This is a genomic window from Candidatus Accumulibacter sp. ACC007 (genome assembly GCF_907163205.1).
Classification (GTDB): Bacteria; Pseudomonadota; Gammaproteobacteria; order Burkholderiales; family Rhodocyclaceae; genus Accumulibacter; species Accumulibacter regalis.
This window is the reverse complement of sequence record NZ_CAJQUD010000001.1, coordinates 281,943-300,833: the sequence shown is the minus strand read 5'-3', so window position 1 is coordinate 300,833 and position 18,891 is coordinate 281,943. Positions and strand designations below refer to the sequence as shown.

Annotated in this window: 15 protein-coding genes; 7 read left to right on the top strand and 8 right to left on the bottom strand. The window is 64.5% G+C overall.

The features are described from left to right. Positions 1–137 precede the first annotated feature (137 nt). From QZ634_RS01215 to pnp, 7 genes are all read left to right on the top strand, one after another. Positions 138–2,123, top strand: coding sequence for an SDR family oxidoreductase (locus QZ634_RS01215; protein WP_291984850.1), 1,986 nt, complete (start codon positions 138–140; stop codon positions 2,121–2,123). 96 nt (positions 2,124–2,219) lie between these two features. Beyond that, positions 2,220–2,690, top strand: a complete 471-nt coding sequence (locus QZ634_RS01210; protein ID WP_291984848.1) for a ProQ/FINO family protein — start codon at positions 2,220–2,222, stop codon at positions 2,688–2,690. Positions 2,691–2,721: 31 nt separating this feature from the next. Continuing rightward, on the top strand, positions 2,722–3,303 hold the full coding sequence (locus tag QZ634_RS01205) for a hypothetical protein (RefSeq protein ID WP_291984846.1): 582 nt from the start codon (positions 2,722–2,724) through the stop codon (positions 3,301–3,303). Positions 3,304–3,355: 52 nt separating this feature from the next. Next, positions 3,356–3,982 carry a molybdenum cofactor guanylyltransferase MobA gene (gene mobA, locus QZ634_RS01200; RefSeq protein ID WP_291984844.1) on the top strand — a complete coding sequence of 209 codons (627 nt, stop codon included), beginning with the start codon at positions 3,356–3,358 and terminating at the stop codon, positions 3,980–3,982. 133 nt (positions 3,983–4,115) lie between these two features. Further along, positions 4,116–4,802, top strand: a complete 687-nt coding sequence (locus tag QZ634_RS01195) for a choice-of-anchor E domain-containing protein (RefSeq protein WP_291984843.1) — start codon at positions 4,116–4,118, stop codon at positions 4,800–4,802. 237 nt (positions 4,803–5,039) lie between these two features. Further along, positions 5,040–5,309: a 30S ribosomal protein S15 gene (rpsO, locus tag QZ634_RS01190; RefSeq protein ID WP_043569481.1), complete on the top strand. Its 270-nt coding sequence runs from the start codon at positions 5,040–5,042 to the stop codon at positions 5,307–5,309. A gap of 195 nt (positions 5,310–5,504) precedes the next feature. Then, positions 5,505–7,616: a polyribonucleotide nucleotidyltransferase gene (pnp, locus tag QZ634_RS01185; RefSeq protein WP_291984841.1), complete on the top strand. Its 2,112-nt coding sequence runs from the start codon at positions 5,505–5,507 to the stop codon at positions 7,614–7,616. Positions 7,617–7,775: 159 nt separating this feature from the next. Here pnp and dksA read toward each other — a convergent pair whose 3' ends face one another. From dksA to QZ634_RS01145, 8 genes are all read right to left on the bottom strand, one after another. Further along, positions 7,776–8,201 (bottom strand): RNA polymerase-binding protein DksA, encoded by a 426-nt coding sequence (gene dksA / locus QZ634_RS01180; protein WP_291984839.1) that lies wholly within the window; start codon positions 8,199–8,201, stop codon positions 7,776–7,778. Positions 8,202–8,371: 170 nt separating this feature from the next. Next, positions 8,372–9,124, bottom strand: coding sequence for a helix-turn-helix transcriptional regulator (locus tag QZ634_RS01175; RefSeq protein ID WP_291984837.1), 753 nt, complete (start codon positions 9,122–9,124; stop codon positions 8,372–8,374). Positions 9,125–9,285: 161 nt separating this feature from the next. Then, positions 9,286–10,185: an efflux RND transporter periplasmic adaptor subunit gene (locus QZ634_RS01170; protein ID WP_291984835.1), complete on the bottom strand. Its 900-nt coding sequence runs from the start codon at positions 10,183–10,185 to the stop codon at positions 9,286–9,288. 25 nt (positions 10,186–10,210) lie between these two features. After that, positions 10,211–11,425, bottom strand: a complete 1,215-nt coding sequence (locus tag QZ634_RS01165; RefSeq protein WP_291984833.1) for a hypothetical protein — start codon at positions 11,423–11,425, stop codon at positions 10,211–10,213. A gap of 15 nt (positions 11,426–11,440) precedes the next feature. After that, on the bottom strand, positions 11,441–13,672 hold the full coding sequence (locus tag QZ634_RS01160) for an IS4 family transposase (protein ID WP_291984831.1): 2,232 nt from the start codon (positions 13,670–13,672) through the stop codon (positions 11,441–11,443). Positions 13,673–13,696: 24 nt separating this feature from the next. Beyond that, positions 13,697–14,614, bottom strand: coding sequence for a hypothetical protein (locus QZ634_RS01155; protein ID WP_291984830.1), 918 nt, complete (start codon positions 14,612–14,614; stop codon positions 13,697–13,699). Next, positions 14,607–16,754: a PqqD family peptide modification chaperone gene (locus QZ634_RS01150; RefSeq protein WP_291984828.1), complete on the bottom strand. Its 2,148-nt coding sequence runs from the start codon at positions 16,752–16,754 to the stop codon at positions 14,607–14,609. Before QZ634_RS01150 ends, QZ634_RS01155 begins: the two co-directional genes overlap by 8 nt. A gap of 13 nt (positions 16,755–16,767) precedes the next feature. Then, on the bottom strand, positions 16,768–18,633 hold the full coding sequence (locus tag QZ634_RS01145) for an HlyD family efflux transporter periplasmic adaptor subunit (protein WP_291984826.1): 1,866 nt from the start codon (positions 18,631–18,633) through the stop codon (positions 16,768–16,770). Between the last annotated feature and the right edge of the window lie 258 nt (positions 18,634–18,891).

Here is an 18,891-nt window from a genome sequence, read left to right as displayed (position 1 = left end):
TTTCGCTTGCCCTGGAAAGCCAGTCTAGTGACAATATCTAGAGGACGCACACTAAAGGCCTAGAGTGCAGCGCCTAGGAATCGACAGTCTAGCAAATACCCAATGCGCAACAAGGCCATGAATTTCGGGAGACAGCAATGAATTACTTCGTTACGGGCGCCACTGGTTTCATCGGCAAGCGGTTGATTGCAAGGCTCTTGGCTCGCCCGGGCGCAGTCGTCTATTTTCTGGTACGCAGCGTCGAAGCAGAGCGCCTCGGGGAATTGCGCGAATACTGGAACAGTGATGACAAGCGGGTCATCGCCATCGTCGGCGACCTGACACAGGGCAAGCTCGGAATCTCGAAAACCGATATTCGCAAGCTGAAAGGCAAGATCGATCACTTCTTTCATCTGGCGGCCGTCTATGACCTCAAGGCCAGCGCCGAGGAGCAACAGCGGGCTAACGTCGACGGTACGCGCAACACCGTGCAACTGGCCGAGGAGATCGCCGCCAGGCACTTTCATCTGGTCAGTTCGATCGCCGCGGCCGGACTTTTCGAAGGGCTGTTTCGCGAAGACATGTTCGACGAAGCGGAAAACCTGGAAAACCCCTACTTCCGCACCAAACACGATTCCGAAGGCATTGTGCGCAAGGAGTGCTCGATCCCGTGGCGTGTATTCCGTCCGGCCATCGTCGTCGGTGACTCGCGCACCGGCGAAATGGACAAGATTGACGGCCCCTACTACTTCTTCAAGCTGATCCAGAAGATCCGCAAGGCCTTTCCGGCATGGATGCCGACCATCGGCATCGAGGGCGGGCGCATCAACGTCGTACCCGTCGACTTCGTGGTCGCCGCGATGGACCACATCGCGCACCTCAAGAACGAAGACGGTCGCTGCTTCCACCTCACCGATCCAACACCGATGCGCGTTGGCGACCTGCTCAACACTTTCGCGCGCGCGGCGCACGCGCCGGAAATGGCGATGCGCATCAACGCCGCGCTGCTCGGCTTCATCCCGCGCTCGGTGCGCAAGGCGATGTTTGCCCTTACCCCGGTGCGACGCATCCGCAGCGCCGTCATGAAAGACCTTGGGCTGCCCGACGATATCCTCGACTTCATCAACTACCCGACCCGCTTCGACTGCCGCGAAACGCAACGCGCACTCAAGGGCAGCGGCATTGGCGTGCCGCCGCTCGACAGCTACGCCTGGCGCCTGTGGGACTACTGGGAACGCCACCTCGATCCGGACCTGTTCATCGATCGCACCTTGCGCGGCCAGATCGAGGGCAAAGTGGTGCTGGTCACCGGCGGTTCGTCCGGGATCGGCCGGGCGACCATCCGCAAGATGGCCGAGGCCGGGGCCATCGCCATCACCATCGCCCGCGATCAACAGACGCTCGACGAAACCCGCCGGGAGTTCGAGGCCGCCGGTCTGCAACTGATCACCCACGCGGTCGACATTGCCGACAAGGAACAATGCGACGCGCTTGTGAGGACGCTCAATGACCAGCACGGAGGCGTCGACATCCTGGTCAACAACGCCGGGCGCTCGATTCGCCGCGGCATCGAAAACTCCTTCGACCGCTTCCACGATTTCGAGCGAACGATGGAAGTGAACTATTTTGGCGCACTGCGGCTGACCATGGGTCTGCTGCCCGGAATGCTTGCCAAGCGCAAGGGACAGGTCATCAACATCTCGTCGATCGGCGTCCTCACCAACGCCCCGCGCTTCTCGGCTTACGTCGCCTCGAAGGCGGCAATGGACGCCTGGGCGCGCTGCGCCGCCTCCGAGTTTACCGACCGCGGCATCGAATTCACGACCATCAACATGCCGCTGGTGCGCACGCCAATGATTGCACCGACGAAGATCTACGAGCAGGTGCCGACGCTATCGCCCGAAGAAGCCGCCGACCTGATTGTCGAAGCGATCATCCACAAACCGGTGCGTATCGCCACGCGACTGGGTATCTTCGGTGCCTTGCTGCACTCGCTGACGCCAAAGGCGGCGCAGATCATGATGAACACCAGCTTCCGCATGTTTACCGATTCCAGCGCCGCCACGCACAAACCGGGTGAGACGGCACCACAGACTGCGGACCAGATCGCCTTCTCGCAAGTGATGCGCGGAATTCACTTCTGACCCGGGCCGGGGCAGTCTACGCCGCTGCGCAGCGCAGATTCCCTGCGCTTTTTCCTTCCTGCCTTTGCGCCAAACACACTATCAAGCCCACCATTCATGAATACACCCACCGCTAGCCCGGAAACCAGCCCGGACGCCCTCAACCCGCAGGCGAGCCCGCCGGACAAACCGCTTCCGGCCCAGAACGCTCGCCAATTGTTGAAGGACCTGCAGGAAAGATTTCCGGTCTTCCGCGACTGCCAGCCACTGGCCATCGGCATCGACAAACAACTCATGGCGCGACTGCCGGGTCTCGAGCGCAAGCCCTTGCGTATCGCGCTGGGGATCCACACGCACTCGCTACGCTACCTGAAAGCGAGCGAAAAGGCCCCTGGCCGGGTCGACCTCGACGGCCAGCCCGCCGGCGAAATAACGCCGGAGCAACGCCTGCATGCATCCGAACTGGTCAAGGAGCGCCTGAAAAAACAAGCCGAACAGCGCAAGATGCAGCGCCAGGCAGAAGCCCAGGAGCGCCAGCACGCGGCCAAGCTCGGCCAACTGGTCGAGAAGTTCGGCCGCAGCACGTGACCGCCCGGCGCCGTTCACAACTCGCCAGAGAATGATGGATCACCTGCTCAGGGACAGCACCACACTCGAGTTGTACGCCTGGCTGGACAGCGATGGCGATGGCGATGGCGATGGCGAGCTGCCAGGCTGGGACATTCTCATCGGCAACCCCTTCGCCGAGGCACTCGCGGCAGACCGCATGGCGACCGTTCAGAACTATTTTGCCGAGTACCACCTCGAGTACTTCCGTCAACGCCTGTACCAGCACTTCCCAAGCCGCCTGCACGCCGTCGTGCTCTTTGCCACCCGTGTCGACGCGGAGACCTTCCGCAGCAAGCATCCAGCCCGCGTTTTCGGCAAGGCCCTCACGCCGGCGCGGAGCAAGGGGACCTACCGCTGTTCGTTTCATGATGCCAGCTGGCTGGACTACCTGCGCCTGCCGCACAGCCTGAGCCTGGCGACACTCGACGAAATCGCCAATCATTACTGGAAAGGCGCGCTGGTCGAAGAAGTTGGATTGACTTTCCTCAATGAGCGCTGGCGCGAGCCACCGGTGATCGAAGCCGTATTTCAAGGCACGCTGGAAACCGTGATCCCGACGCCACAAAGCGCCTGGCTACCCGGCTTCGCATGACGTCCGGCAAGCCTTCGCGGGCAACATCGCTGCGCACCGGCTCAGGCGGCCAATGAACGACGCGCCGATCAGCGGCGTGATCCTGGCCGGCGGCCTCGGCCGGCGCATGGGAAACGTCGACAAGGGGCTGCAATTGCTTGCCGACAAGCCGCTTGTCCGTTGGGTGATCGAGCGCCTCGCGCCACAGGTCGACGAGCTGCTGATCAATGCCAATCGCAACGCCGCTCACTACGCGAGCTTCGGCTACCCGGTCATCGCCGACGAGATTGCCGGCTTTGCCGGCCCGCTCGCCGGCGTGCACGCCGCGCTGAGTCGCTCGGCGCACCCGCTGCTGCTCACCGCACCCTGCGACTCGCCATTCCTGCCGACCGATCTCGTCGCCCGCCTGCGTACGGCGATGCTGAGCAGCGGCGCCGACCTGGCCACGGTACGCAGCGGCGGGCGGGCACAGCCGGTGTTCTCGCTCTGCCGGCGCGAACTCCTTCCGCAACTGACCGACTTCCTGGCCAGGGGGGGGCGCAAGATCGACTTGTGGCACGGGATGCTAGAACGTGTCGAGGTACCTTTTGACGACCAGGTCGACGCTTTCCGCAACATCAACGATGCGGCAGAGCTGAGCGAAGTGGGCCGCCATCACTGTCGGAATTTTTTACACAAAACGGCCAACAACATCGAGTGAATTGTGCAAGCCATTGCTAACTATGGAGTTTTTTATGCTGGCATGGTACGTGCTTGGTAACGGCAAGTGGCTGCCGAGCGCAGTAGTCACGGCATACGAGACACCCATACCTACTCACTGGAAGGATACGATAATGAAAAAACAGCTTTTGGCCGGCGCAGTTCTCGCCGCCCTGGGTAGCGGTGCGGCACACGCGGCTTTCCTCACCTACCAATTCAGCAACCCCCTGCAGGGGACCGAGATTTCCCAAAGCGGCAACCTGGGCCTGTTCGACACGATGGGAGGTACCCGCACCCTGACCAGCGCCGTCCTGACGCTCACCGGCCAGGACGAGATGACCATTGTGCTGAGCAACAGCGCACAGCAGTCGCAAGATGTCATTGCAACGGGCAATGTTTTCCTGAATTACACCAGCTCGCTCGCTCCGCTCAATGGCATTATCGTCAGTGGCAATCCTCGGATCTCGCTCACCAACCCGACGGGCCTCCAAACCTTGGCTGCTGGTGGAACGTTTAACTCCGGCTTGCTCACGGCAAGTGGCTCGGCAGTTCTGGACGCGCTGACGTTGAACCCGATCCTGGCAATCTTCTCCACAGACGGGGCCGGCCAACAATTCAGCATCAGCTGCAGCTCGCTGAGTGGCGTCACTCTGCTGGGCGGTGGTGGTCAGGTGTCCTTCGCTCAGACCACCCAAGCCGCCTGCGGCGCGAGAATCGCCTATGAATACGAGACTCGCAACCAGACACCAGAGCCTGCCTCGATGGCGCTGGTCGGTCTTGCTCTGCTCGGCCTCGGCGCAGCACGCCGTCGCAAGGCCTGATCGACAACGACAGGTCTGCGTCGCCGGAAAAGCCGCTCCCAGGAGCGGCTTTTTTCTTGCCCTGCCGGCCTCGCGCCGACCACCCGCGGCGAACGGCGGAAAACACACTCCTTGCCGCCCGACCGCCCGCAAGATAGAATCGCGGGTTCGCTTCGCCGAGCGAATCCCACCCTTCATCCATCTGGCGTCGGCTCTATCAAACTGGGGCTGCGTCGTTCTTACGAAAGAGAGTTTGACATGGCGATCAATGTTGAGCAGAAAGCTCAAATCATGGCCGAGTACCAGCGTGCTGCCGGCGACTCCGGTTCTTCCGAAGTCCAGGTAGCGCTGCTTACCGCGCGCATCAACGACCTTACCGGTCACTTCAGAGAGCACAAGAAGGACAACCACTCGCGCCGCGGTCTGCTGCGCATGGTCAGCCGCCGCCGCAAGTTGCTCGATTACCTGAAGCAAACCAACGTCGATTCGTACCGCACCCTGATTCAGCGTCTCGGCCTGCGCAAATAGGCCCGCTCGCCGATCCGCCCTGCGGTCGGAGGTGCAGGCCATTCCCAGAGCCGCCAGCGGCCAGCCCCACGCGGGCTGCGCCGCTGTTTCTGCTGCCGCGGCTGGCATATTGGTACGTCGTTTGAATGGTTGAGCTGTTGAAGTCCCTGCCGGAGTCGTGGGCAGGCACGTACCAGACTATTGAGAGAGGCAACAATGTTTAATATCGTCAAGAAAAGCTTCGCCTATGGCGCCCATCAGGTCACCCTGGAAACCGGCGAAATCGCGCGCCAGGCCGGTGGTGCGGTCATCGTCTCGGTTGACGACACCGTCGTCCTGGTCAGCGCGGTCGGCAACAAGACCGCCAAACCCGGCCAGGATTTCTTCCCGCTGACCGTTGACTACATCGAAAAGACCTACGCCGCCGGCAAGATCCCCGGCGGCTTTTTCAAGCGTGAGGGTCGTCCCTCCGAGAAGGAAACGCTGACCTCGCGCCTGATCGACCGGCCGCTGCGCCCGCTCTTCCCCGAGGGCTTCTACCACGAAGTCCAGATCGTCGCCATGGTCATGTCGTTGAACCCGGAAATCGACCCCGACATCCCGGCGATGATCGGTGCCTCGGCCGCGCTGGCGATCTCCGGCATTCCCTTCGACGGCCCGATCGGTGCCGCCCGGGTCGGCTACCTCAACGGCGAATACGTGCTCAACCCGAGCACCAGCCAGCTCGACGCAAGCCAGCTGAACCTGGTCGTCGCCGGAACGCAGGCGGCCGTGCTGATGGTCGAATCGGAGGCCAAGGAACTGTCCGAAGAGGTGATGCTCGGTGCCGTGATGTTCGGCCACCAGCAGATGCAGGCAGTGATCACCGCCATCAACGAACTGGTCGATGAAGCCGGCAAGCCGGACTGGGAATGGTCAGCTGCCGCCAGAAACGAGGCCGTCCACGCCAAGCTCGACCAACTCGTCGAAGGCGAGCTGAAGGAAGCCTACGGGATCACCAGCAAGGGCCTGCGCAGCCAGCGCCTCAAGGAGATCACCGCCTACGCCGTCGAGGCCATGACCGCCGACGACAACGCCCCCGACGCCAGCGCCGTCCGCCGGATGGTTTCCGACGCCGAGGCACGCATCGTGCGTGGCCGTATCCTGGCCGGCGAGCCGCGCATCGATGGTCGCGACACGCGCACCGTCCGGCCGATCGCCATCCGCTCCGGCGTGCTGCCGCGCGCACACGGCTCGTCCTTGTTCACGCGTGGCGAAACGCAGGCCATCGTCGTCGCCACGCTCGGTACCGGTCGTGACGAACAGATCATCGACGCACTGGCCGGCGAGTATCGCGAGCGCTTCATGATGCACTACAACTTCCCGCCCTACGCCACCGGCGAATGCGGGCGCGTCGGAACGCCAAAGCGCCGCGAGATCGGCCACGGCCGCCTGGCCAAGCGGGCCATACTCGCAGTGCTGCCGTCGCCGGAAGACTTCTCCTACACCATCCGTGTCGTCTCGGAGATCACCGAGTCGAACGGATCGAGCTCGATGGCCTCGGTCTGCGGCGCCTCGCTGGCCCTGATGGACGCCGGCGTACCGCTCAAGGCCCACGTCGCCGGCATTGCCATGGGCCTGATCAAGGAAGGTAATCGGGTCGCCGTCCTGACCGACATCCTCGGCGACGAGGATCACCTCGGCGACATGGACTTCAAGGTTGCCGGTACCGATAGCGGCGTCACCGCGCTGCAGATGGACATCAAGATCCAGGGCATCACCCAGGAAATCATGAAGATTGCGCTGGCGCAGGCCAGCGAAGCCCGCCTGCACATTCTCAAGCAGATGCAGGATTCGATGTCGGCGCACCGCGAAGAGGTGTCGACCTACGCCCCGCGCCTGTACACGATGAAGATCAATCCGGAGAAAATCCGCGACGTGATCGGCAAGGGCGGCGCAGTCATTCGTGCCATCACCGAGGAAACCGGGACGACCATCGACATCAAGGACGACGGCACGATCACCATCGCCTCGGTAAGCGGCGAGGCCGCCGACGCCGCCAAGGCACGTATCGAGTCGATCACCGCTGACGTCGAAGTCGGCAAGGTCTATGACGGCACGGTTCTCAAGCTGCTCGACTTTGGCGCCATCGTCAGCATCCTGCCCGGTCGCGACGGCCTGCTGCATATTTCGCAGATCGCCAACGAGCGCGTCAATGCCGTTGCCGACTATCTGAAGGATGGCCAGAAGGTCCGCGTCAAGGTCCTCGAAGCCGACGAGAAGGGACGCGTCCGCCTGTCGATGAAGGCGCTCACCGTCGAGGAGGGCGGCGTGCCGCCGGCCGCCTGACCGGCATCGCCTGACGGCGGCCAGCGAGCCGCTGTCGTGCGCAGCAAAAAGGACGCCTCGGCGTCCTTTTTTTGGCCACGGCGGGCAAGCGCCCTGCCGCTCGCCAGCCGGCGGTGTCGTCCCTCGCGCTTACGTCCTGCGGCTACACGCGCCCGCCAGCTACTTGGCCATCTGCTTCTCGCGCACTTCTTCGAGGGTCTTGCAGTCGATGCACATCGTCGCCGTCGGACGCGCTTCAAGACGCTTGATGCCAATCTCGACTCCGCAAGCAGCGCAATAGCCGTAGTCGCCACTGTTGATCAGTTCCACCGTCTCTTCGATCTTCTTGATCAGCTTGCGCTCCCGGTCGCGGTTGCGCAGTTCGATGGCGATGTCTGTTTCCTGGCTCGCGCGGTCATTGGGGTCGGCGAAAACAGTCGCCTCGTCCTTCATCGTATGCACCGTACGCTCGATGTCTTCGATGAGCTGTTGCTTCAGCGCCTCGAGGATGCCGCGAAAATGAGCCAGCTGACTGCTGTTCATGTACTCCTCGCCCGCTTGCGGCACGTAAGGGGTGAAATGCTTGTACGTCAACTCATCAGCCATGTTCGAAGACCCTGATTGCAAAAGAGACGACTAAATATCAGAAATGGCGCCGTCTGGCAAGCAGACGGACCGCTGCCGGCCGGCGCAAGCACCGTTTTCCGGCCCCTGCGGCAGCGCCCTGGCAATGCTCCCGACAGCGATCGTTCACCTGACTCCGTCAGCCAAACGCGTCACTCAGCGACGTCGGCGGCAGGGCCGCGACGGCTCTGCCTGTAGCGTGCGCGCTGGGCCATCGCCATCTCGAACGCGGCCTGCGTGAAGCCGAGAATCTCGGCGAATTCCTCGTCGTTGAGGGTGCGCGCGTCGTCGTTGCTGCGATAGACATTGACGAACTGATGTTCGCGCACGGACTGCAGCACCAGTTTGCCGACGCCGAGCTCTTCAAGGCTCTCCCACAGCTCCGGGTTGGCCGTGCGCGTCAGGCCCATGACGAAACCGATCGGATCCTGGCGACCAAGGACCGCCGCCAGTCGCAGGATGAGTTCGAACGACACCGCCAGGCGCCCGTTCTCCAGCGCTTCGACCAGCGACGGGTCCTTGAGGTCGATGGCCACGCCGAGTTCGGCAATCGTCAGCCCCGCGCGCTCACGCATCCTGCGCACGGCCGCCCCGGTCCTGGCCCAGGCGGCGGACTCGGCGGCGCTCGGCAGCACCACCCGCAACACTTCCGACGCGGCCTCGATGGCCTGCCCGTCGAGGAGTGCTCGCGAGACCTTGCTCGCCATTTCCAGCGTTCGCCCGGCGACACCGGCCGCCGAACTGACGTCAAGCAGCCTGCCAGCCATGGCACGCACCTGGTCGACCAGACCGGGATCGCTGGCCGCGGCCGCGATCGGCTTCGCCGGCGCCGCGGCTTTCTTCCCTGTCCGTTTGCCAGGCGCTGCCGCCTTGGGCTTTGCTGCTGACGCGGGCGGCCTGTTCATCGAAAATCCTCCACAGAGTAGCGGGTCGAAAGGTGAGCACTGTGCCGGCCGCCGGTTCGCGTCGATGGCTCGCCGCCGCGACCGGCGAACGGCCTGGCACAGCCTGCGGGTCAGCGGCCACTATAGCCGGGAAGGCCTTTCCCCGCCATGGCCGGCGGCGGCTACCTCGGCCTCCCGGACGGGGTTGGCGCGGCGCTCTGGCCTTCCTGGCGAGAAAAGCTCGACGAGGGTCCGCCCGCGCCACCGGTGATCGCCGGAAAGCTGGCCCGGCACTTGATTCCCGCCGGCAGTTTCAAATCCGCATTGGCCAGTTCGAGGCGTACGCCGAAAGTCCCGCTGGCGGCGTCGAACACGCGGTCGATCACCCGCACCGTCGCCGTGTACCGCCCGCCGATCGGCGCTTCCGGAAATACCTCGACCTTCTCGCCGACGTTGAGCTTGCCGAAAGCCTCAAGCGGCATCAGCACCTCGACGTACAGGGTGCCGATGTCGGCCAGTCTGAGAATCGGCTTGCGCAGGTCACGATTGTCGGCCAGCTCTCCGGCGCTGAGCAGGCGATCGACGACCACGCCGTCGACCGGGCTCTCGATGCTGCGCAGGCGCAGTTGCTCGGACAGACGCCGATACTCAAGCTCCGCCAGGCGACGGTCGTCGCGGGCTTCGAGCAGCTCTGTTTCGGCGAGCCGCTTCTCGGTCAGGGCTTCGTCGCGATCGTGCAGCGAGATGAACGACTGGCCCGCCAACTTCTCACGCCGCTTGTACTTCGTCGTCGAAAACTCGACGCGGCTTTCGCCGGTGCGGATTTTTCCCTGCATCGTCGAACGATAATGCGCTGCTTCGGTCGCCGCGCGTTCGACACCCGAATCGAGGGTCACCAGCACCTGGCCTTTCTTGACCAGATCGCCACGATCCACCCAGATTGTATCGATCAGACCTTCGCTCGCTGCGCGCACGTCGACGGTCTTGCTCGGTTCGATGATGCAGTCGAACTCGTCGGCCAGCCCCCTGCCCGCCCACAACAACGCCAGCAGCACTGCGCTCCCGAATCCGCTCACCCTCATTCGACTTGTCCGACTCGGCATCTTCCTACTCTCCTCTTCCGGCAAACGCCAGAGACTGTTCCACTCGCTTGTCCATCTCGACGGTCTGCCGGCGCACCCGCGAATTCTGTCGCTCCGCCGCTGCCTGCGCGGACTGACGCAGCACGCGCGCCAGCGGCGCCGGTAGCAGCCCGGCCTCTGAAACGCGCGCCCGCAGCCAGCCGAGCAGCGCTGCAGCATGGGCGAGAAACAATTCATCATCGAGCGCGACGATCGCTTCGCACGATCCGGGATCGCCCTGCCGACCGGCACGGCCGAAGAGCTGCCGATCGACGCGCGCCGAATCGTGGTATTCGGAAAGAATGACGTGCAGACCGCCCGCCTGGCGAACCTCCGGGCTGAGCAGAATATCGGTGCCCCGCCCGGCCATGTTGGTGGCCACGGTGATCCGCCCCGGCTGACCGGCGTCGGCGATGATCTCCGCCTCGCGCTGGTCCTGGCGCGCGTTGAGCACCGCATGCGCCAGTCCGGCTGCGCCCAGGTGCACGCCGGCCAGCTCGGAAGCCGCCACCGAACGCGTTCCGATCAGTACTGCTCGCCCCGCACGGCACATTTCGGCCGCACGCTGCACCACCGCGGCCCAGCGCCGGTCGCCGTCGAGAAATACCCGCTGCCCGAGGTCGCGGCGCACAATCGGTCGATTCGGCGGGATGCGCAGAACGTCCATCGCGTACACCGAACGCATTTCCGGTGCCACCTCGGTTGCCGTGCCGCTCATCCCGGCCAGGCACAGGTAGCGACGGAAGAAGCGCTGATAGGTGATGCGCGAAATGGTGTCGCGTCGTTTGCTGATCGCCAGCGCTTCCTTGACCTCGATCATCTGGTGCAGGCCACGCTCCCACGAACGGTCGGCCATCACCCGACCGGTGTACTCGTCGACGATCTGCACCTTGTCGTCGGCGATGATGTAATGCCGGTCGAGCTGAAAAAGATGCAGCGCCGACAGCCCCTGTTCGACGAGTTCCTCGCGCGCCCGCGGGATGCGCCACAGCCCGGGCAGCCCGCAGGCAAACTCGCCCACCGCCGCCCGGCCGGCGTCGGTCAGTTCGATGCTGCGTTCCTGCGCCCGGAGCAGGTAATGGCCCTTGCCGTTCAGGCTGGCGGCCAGCGCCAGCGCCTGCTCGTAGCTTACCCTTACCCACATCGTGCCAGCAGACGGTAGCGAGTTGTTATTACGCTGGTCTGTAAGGTGACTGGGCATGGGTTGGCGCGGGGCTCAAGGAGCTTGTGGTGGAGGTGTAGCGAAGACGCGGTACATGCTGGTCAGGTCATCGAGTCGCTGGATGCCGATCCAGAGGACTTGAGCGCCGGGTTCGCCGTCGCTCTTACGGCCGAGGAAACCACCGAGGCGAGCGACCATTTGCACCGCCTGATGAAGAGTCGGTGGCGTGTCCGGGGGGATGGGCGTGCGGTGCACGAAGCCGTAGAGCGCCTTCCAGTGATCGTCATCGAAATAGGTGGTGCAGGGCAAGTCGGGGTGCTGGCGGGAGAGATGGACGAGGTGGAAGATCCGCCAGGCAACGACCATGTCGATCGCCAGACAGGCCTTCAGTGATTTGGCCGAGCCGAGTTGGCGGTCCTCGATGCGGCAGCCGCTTTTCAGCGTGCGGTGATAAATCTCGATTCCCCAGCGGCGACAATACCACTCGATACGGCTACAGGCTTCATCGAAGGTACGGGTCGGCACGGTGGTCAGCAGCATCCATTCCAGGGCAGAGCTGCCCTCGGGCGGATGTTCTTCGTGCGCCCAGATGGCCGACACCGGCACGTTTCCCAGTCGCGTCTGGTCGCGTGGCGGTTTGAGGGTGACGGCCTGCACACGCACGGTGAGGGTGGCCTCGCGCGCTGGCCTGCCATTGCCGGCCGCGACTTGCACGGTGAAGGTTCCGGCGACCGGCGCGGCGGCCAGGGCCGGCCACAGATGCGCCTGCTCGTCCGAGCACAGATGGCGGTTTGTCTGCGCCCGGACCAGCACGCCGGCCGTGGCGTCGCTGGCCTTGACAAAGAATTCATAGATGTCCGACTCGCGGTCGGCGACCATCACCCATCGGGTTTGCGGACAAGCGCGCTGGGCGGCCTCTATCCGGTCGAAGCTCTTGAGCCATTTGCCGCTTTCTTTTTCTTCGATCGGCCGCTTCTTGCGCGTGCGCTTCTTGCCATGCTCCGCCGGGTCACGCCGCCAATGCTGGACGTCGATCAGCCCGAGCGGGACGCCACTGGGCGTAAAGACCAGGGTCTCATGCAGCCACAGTCCGACCGGCCCATTGACCGTCGTGCCGATCAGTCCCAGCCCGTCGGTGGCCGGATGAGCCGAGTAATTTAACGCCGAGCTGTCGACGGCCGCCAGGACCAGCGGTTCCTGGGCAGCGCGTGCCTGGGTGGCCTGATAATGAGGAGCAAGCAGGGTATCGATGGTGACCTTCTCGTGCTGGAACAAGCGATAAGCGCCTCTGAGCTCGGCCAGGTGGCCTTCGCAGGCCTGCGGCAGGCTGGCCGTCGGACGGGCCTGAAAGCGGCGCGCCAGGGCCACTGTACGACGCTGCAAACGCGCGTCCAGTTCAAGGCCCGCAAACTCCGCGGCAGCCCAATCGGTCTCTGGTGTCGCGGGCGGTCCGGCACGCGGAAAGCGGCGCGGCTCGATGAGATGGAGAAACACCCGCTTCCTTGTCCGCTCGGCCGTATGCTGGCCGTCCTGCCGGCCACGACCGCGGCTTTCCCCGATCTCGCGCCAGTTCGCGGCGCGGTAGCTCGTGCCCAGACGCGGCGGGGCAACGAAGGTCTCGAGCGCCCACAGGGCGATACCGTAACGCTTCGGCCAGTCACGGACCAAGCGTCGGACGGCCAAGCCAAGCACATGCGAAGCCAGGTTGGGCACGCGAATCCCGGGAAGAATGAGAAAGCGCGAATTGCAGGCCACGTGCTGGAGTTGCTCACGACGCTCGTCCTCGCTCCAGCCCAGCCAGGCTTCTCGGTCTGCCAGACGGCGGGCGGCCGCCGAGAAGGCCAGACCACCGAGCCAGCCGAAGTGCTCGCAGCGAATCAGATAGCGCAACTGTGCGCCACACAACGGGCCACTGCCCAGTTCGTGGTGAGTGTCCATGAGGCCATTCCACACCGGCGACAGCGCTGCCTCACCGGTAACGTCGACCAGCTCGACCCGACCCAGTTCGGCCAACTCGCAGGTCACCGCGCCGCTCTCCACCACGGCCAGCGCTCCTCGCGCTGGAATGCTGCGCTGCGTCCCCGGCAGAACGACATCCCCCCGCGCTGCCATCTTCGCCAGAACTTTGCGACACGTCATCTCGCGCAAGCGCCCCAAGGGGTCCCGAAAATCGAAGGCTTCGCAAACGACTTGCGACAAGCGCGTGCGCGTCATGCCGATACGCGCGGCCATTTCCCGTACGTACGCCAGGGCATCACCTTCCCACAGCCGCTTCGCCATATCCATAGGCGAAACCATAGCGAAAAGTTGCTACGGTGTCCAGCGGAGATCTGGGAAAAGGTAAGGCTCGTAGAGGGCGCGCCCGTTCGGGTCGTCGACGTCGCTGGAGATGATCAGCGGCGTTCTCGCCTCGTCGATCAGGACGCTGTCGGCCTCGTCGACGATCGCGAAGTACAAGCCGCGCAGCAGGACGCTGGCGCTCCCCTGGGCCGGACTTCGCTGCGCCGCCAACCAGCCGTCGAGCAGCGCGCGCTGACCGCCGCGGACACGCTTCCGGGTAATCCGATCGCGAAGATAGTCGAAGACCAGATCCTTGTTCACGCAGTAGGTGACATCGGCGGCGTAGGCCACGACGCGCTGCGCAGGCTCCTGGTCGGGGACGATCAGGCCGACGCGCAAGCCGAAAAACTCATAGACCGGCGCGAGATACTGCGCATCGCGAGCCGCCAGGTAGGGGTTGACCGTGATCACATGCACCGGCGCACCGGCAAGGCCCACCGTCACCGCCGCTAGAACGGCGGTCAGCGTCTTGCCCTCACCGGTCTGCATTTCGGCCAGCGCGCCGCCCAGCATCGCGTAGCCGCCCATCAGCTGTACCGGGTAATGGCGCCGGCCGAGCTGGCGCGAACAGACCTCGCGCACCAGCGCGAAACACTCGGCAACCAGCGCCTCGGCTGGCCCCTGGACGGCCAGGGCCGCGCGCACGGCCAGCACCCGGCTGCGCAATCCCGCGTCGTCGTCGGCCAGCAAGGCGTCTTCCAGCGCCTGTACGCGCTCGGCAAAACGGCGCAGCCTGTGCAGGCGCAGCGGCGAGCCCGCCTGCGCCCAGCGCCCCAGCAGACGGCCAAGGAAGCGGTCGAGACGATCGTCCTTGGGGTCGCGACGCTCCGGGTACAGTCCTGGAGCGAACTCATGCACCTGCCAGCGCTCGAGCAAGGCCCTAGACATCGAAGCGCGAGAGGAAGAGCTGTCGCAGCCGCCTCGCCCACTGCTCGGCGAGGGGCTCGGCGCGGTGGTGGAAACGCACGTAGACGCGCGTACCAATGTGCAGCGGCCCCACCTCCGGCGGCAGTTCGAGGTCGAACTGAAACAGCCTGTGCAGCGACTTGAGGCCCTTCGGGTCGCGCGGATCGGTGCCCTGCTGGCCGCCCCCTTCGATCGACAGCGCCTTGCTTGGCAACTCCTCGTGCGCGCCAGGCACCTCGCGTATCAGGCGCGCGGTATAGGTGTGTTCGAGTCGGTCGGCGATCTTTACCTGCACCTCGTCGCGCGCTTCGCGAACCAGGGAAATGTCATCCTGGACAACGACCACCCGCGCCAGCCGCGGCGAACCGTCGACGATATAGCCAAGCAGCTCGCCTTTCTTCACGAAGCGCTGCGGCAGGTCCTGTGGCCGCGCCAGCTTGAGCGCGCCGGAGACGGCGGCGACAACCAGCAGCGCATCGAGCTTCTCTTCGGCGCGCGCCAGGGCAAACCTTTCCCGGCGCAGATCCTCGCGGGTTGTCGCCGCCTGTACGCGCTCGTCGAACATCTGCGCGGTGTACTGCACCTCGAGCTGCCGTACCCGTGCCTGCGCCTGCTCGACCTCGGCGGACAGCGTCGGTCTGGCCGTGACCAGCAAGAGATCGCCGACCTCGACGCGCTCCTCTGGCTGAACCAGCAGCTGCTCGACAAAGCCGTCGGCACCGGCACGCACCTCGGCCTTATCGGGAACCCAGACGACGCCTTCGGCGTGCGTCCGCAGGGGCATCGGCACCGCGAGCACGAAGGCCAGAAAGAGCGCCAGCGAAGCGAAGGTGACGATGCGCGCACGCGTCCGCTGGCGCTGCAACTCGGGGCTGGAAATCACATAGCTGAGGCCCTTGCCGATCGGCAGCACGAACATCGTCGTCGCGGCCCATATCGCCAGCACGACCCCGACAAAAAAGAACTCCCCGGCAATGAACAGGGTGATGACGATCATCACCAGCGTCCGGTAGACGAAAGACGCCGCCCCGTAGAAGAGAAACCAGCGGCGCTCGCCAGTAGTGGCCTGAGGTCGCTCGACGCTCGTGACGCCGAACAGGTAGCGCTTGGCAAGCCATTGCCAGTATTGATTCGAACGATTGCCGAGATTGGCAATCTCGATCAGATCGGCGAGAACGTAGTAGCCGTCGTAACGCAGCAGGGGGTTGCCGTTGAAGAGCAGCGTCGACGCGCCGGCAACGAAGAGCACGTTGAAGGCGACCGAGCGCACTAGGCCCGGCTCGACCATCACCCACGCGGCCATGGCGAGCGCCGCAACGAACAGCTCGACCAGCATCCCGGCGGCGCCGACCAGCGCCCGCCGCCATTTGTTGCGAAAGGCACCGGCGGCGGTCGCATCGACGTAGGGAATCGGCGCCAGGACGAGCAGCATGACGCCCATCTCGTGCACCTCGCCGTCGCCGGACTTGACCGCATAGGCGTGGCCGAGTTCGTGCAGTGCCTTGATCAGCGGATAGACCAGCCAGAGCAGGAAGAGGTTGTGCGCCGAGAGTACCTGGTCGCTGAGGTTGGCCGTCAGCTCATGCCAGTTCACAGCCGCGAGTACGATCGCCGGCAGCACCGCCAGCAACCACAGCACGACCCCGAGTGGGCCGTAAATCGGCCGCAGCAGCGGCCAGGTACGGTTCAGGAAGGCGTCCGGATCCCACAGGGGAATGCGAATCGACATCGGGTTGATGAAGCTCTGCAACAGTTTCTGGCGCTTCTGCTTGCGACCACGTTCGGCGAGTTCGTCGACGTCGGGTGGCAGGTCGGCCTGCAGCAGGTCGCCGGCGTGCAGTTGCGCCAGAAGGCGGATCACATCGTCCTGCGTCGGGGCGTCTTCGCCGGCTTCTGCGGCGACCTCGGTCCACATCTCGTCGATCGTTCGCTGGCCGTCCATCAGCTGGATGACCCGATAGGCGGCAGGACTGAAACGATGCAGCTTGCCCGAAGCGCCATCGTGCAGCACGTACCACGGCTCGCCGCGAAAGCGCTGACGATGGATGCGCGCGTGCGCGCGCAGCTCGGGGCGCAGCTCGGCGACGCGATACCACGAGGCGCTGAGGAAAGGGGCGGCCATGGCTGTCAGCGCCCTACGGCAACCAGATCCAGGCCTGCATGCGGAGCCAGTCGCTCAGGCGATGCGTCCAGATCCACACATAGCTCTCTTCGCCGACACTGATCTTGCCAACCCCTTCCATGCCGGGACGCAGCTTGAGGTCGCTGCGCTCGAGTTGCGCTTCGACGCGAAAGGTATTCCTGCCGTCTTCGGCCTCGGCCATCGACACGTTGCGCACTTCGAAAAGCAGGGCTTCACCGGCCAGCCCGGTGAGCACCAGGCGACCCGACTGGCCGACGCGCACATCGCGGATATCGCGGTCCTCGACTTTCAGGATCACCCGATAGGCGTCCAGCGGCGCCAGTTCGAAAAGGAGCTTGCCCTGTTCGACCGGCGAACCGAGCAGCTGGCTGAGATCGCCGGAGACGACGATGCCGTCGAAGGGAGCGACGATATTGGCACGCGCCAGCTTCTCGTCGACCAGCGCCAGTTGCGAGTCGGCTTCCCACATCTGCGCCAGTGCGACATTGGCATTGGCGCGTTCGTGCTTGGCCAGTGCCTCGTGGTAGCGCGCCTTGTGCTGTTCGCGCTCGGATAGCCAGCGTTGGCGCTCGACGTGCAGATCGCGATCGTCGAGCGTCGCCAGCAGCTGTCCCTGCTTGACGACAAAGCCTGCACGTACCGGCGCCTGGCGCAGGAAACCATCAAAGGGGGCCACCGCCGCGCGCTGCACCGCACCTTCGACGACCGCCCTGGCGCTGACGCGATAATCGCCGTCAAGCACGAAAAGGCTCAGCAACACGAGCAGGGCGACAGCCATGGCAACGCGAAAACCAGGCCGGCGGGGATCCTTGAGATGCCGCCCCAAACCGCGCAGCTGGTCGGCCAGGCGACCGGAAAACCAGCGATGCTGGTCAAGCCGGCTATCGAGCAGCGGCCCGAGCAAGGCGCTGACCGCCTCGAAGGCCGTCGTTTCGTCGCCGCTGAAAGGCGTCCCCTGACTGCGCTCGAAAGTCAGTACGCCAACGCCGATGCCGCGACTGGCGAGCACCACCGAGCACACCGCTCGCGTCGCGGCAAAATCGCGGTGAGCAATGGCAATCGCGCCGGAGCTTTCCGCCGCGGGCGGGAAAACGATGCTGCGCCGCTGATCGAGCGCCTCGTCCATGGCGTTTTCGAGACTGGCGACAAACTGGCTCTTCTTCTCGAAGAACGCGGAGTGCGACATGGCCAGCAAGCGCGCGCGCCCTCCCCGGTCGACGCCGAGCGAAACCCTGTCGCAGTCGAAACGGCTGGCAAGGTCGTTCACCACGGCCATGGCCATGGACTCGAGGCGGGCCTCCTCGGCCGCCACGGCAAGCACGTCGAGAGCGATGCGCGCCCGCTGCAAGGCCTGCGCGTCGTCACCATTCTGGCGACGCAGGAAAAGCGTCTCGATCCAGCCGATTCCCCAGTGCAGTTGCCTGAGCACCAGTTGCAGTGCCGCTTCCGGGCGTTCGGCAACGTCGATCACGACCGCCCCATGCACCTGTCCCTCGAGCTCTACTGGATAGGCGACGACCAGTACCGCGCCCGGCTGGCCGGCAAGCAGAAGACCGCGCCGCTCGCTCAGGCACTGCTGAGCGGCTGGCGCAAGATAAGTGACGTCGGTCTGCTCGGACGGCCAGACGGCGGCCGGAACGAAGGTGCCGCTGCCCTGCTCGAGCAGCAGCAGCGCAGCGCGCACGTCAGTGACCTGCAGGCATTGCAGTGCCAGCCAGCTGCTGCAGAATTCGCTCGACGTCTGCGCTGAAGCGAAAGCCCCCCACAGCGCGTCGTCGTGCGCCCGCCTGGGGTGATCGCCAGAGCCGGGCGACGGGCCTGCGCCTGGCGCGCTCGAAGTGGAGAAACTGGAAGACAAGTGGTGACCTCGCAACCAGAGCAGCAATGGCGAATGGAGCGTAAAGCGACGCCATAGATTGTAGCCAAGCCAAAAAGCTTATCTGCAAGCCACTGTTTTCATTGACGCAACTACTCAAGAAACTGCTCGCCAACACCCTTCGTCACTTCTCACGCTGGTGGCGTGGGTCACGACTGCCCACCGTAAAGCCAGCAATCCTTGCCCGCTCCGACTCGCAAGACATCGCGGCGGCCGATACAGCCGGCGGCGACAGCCATT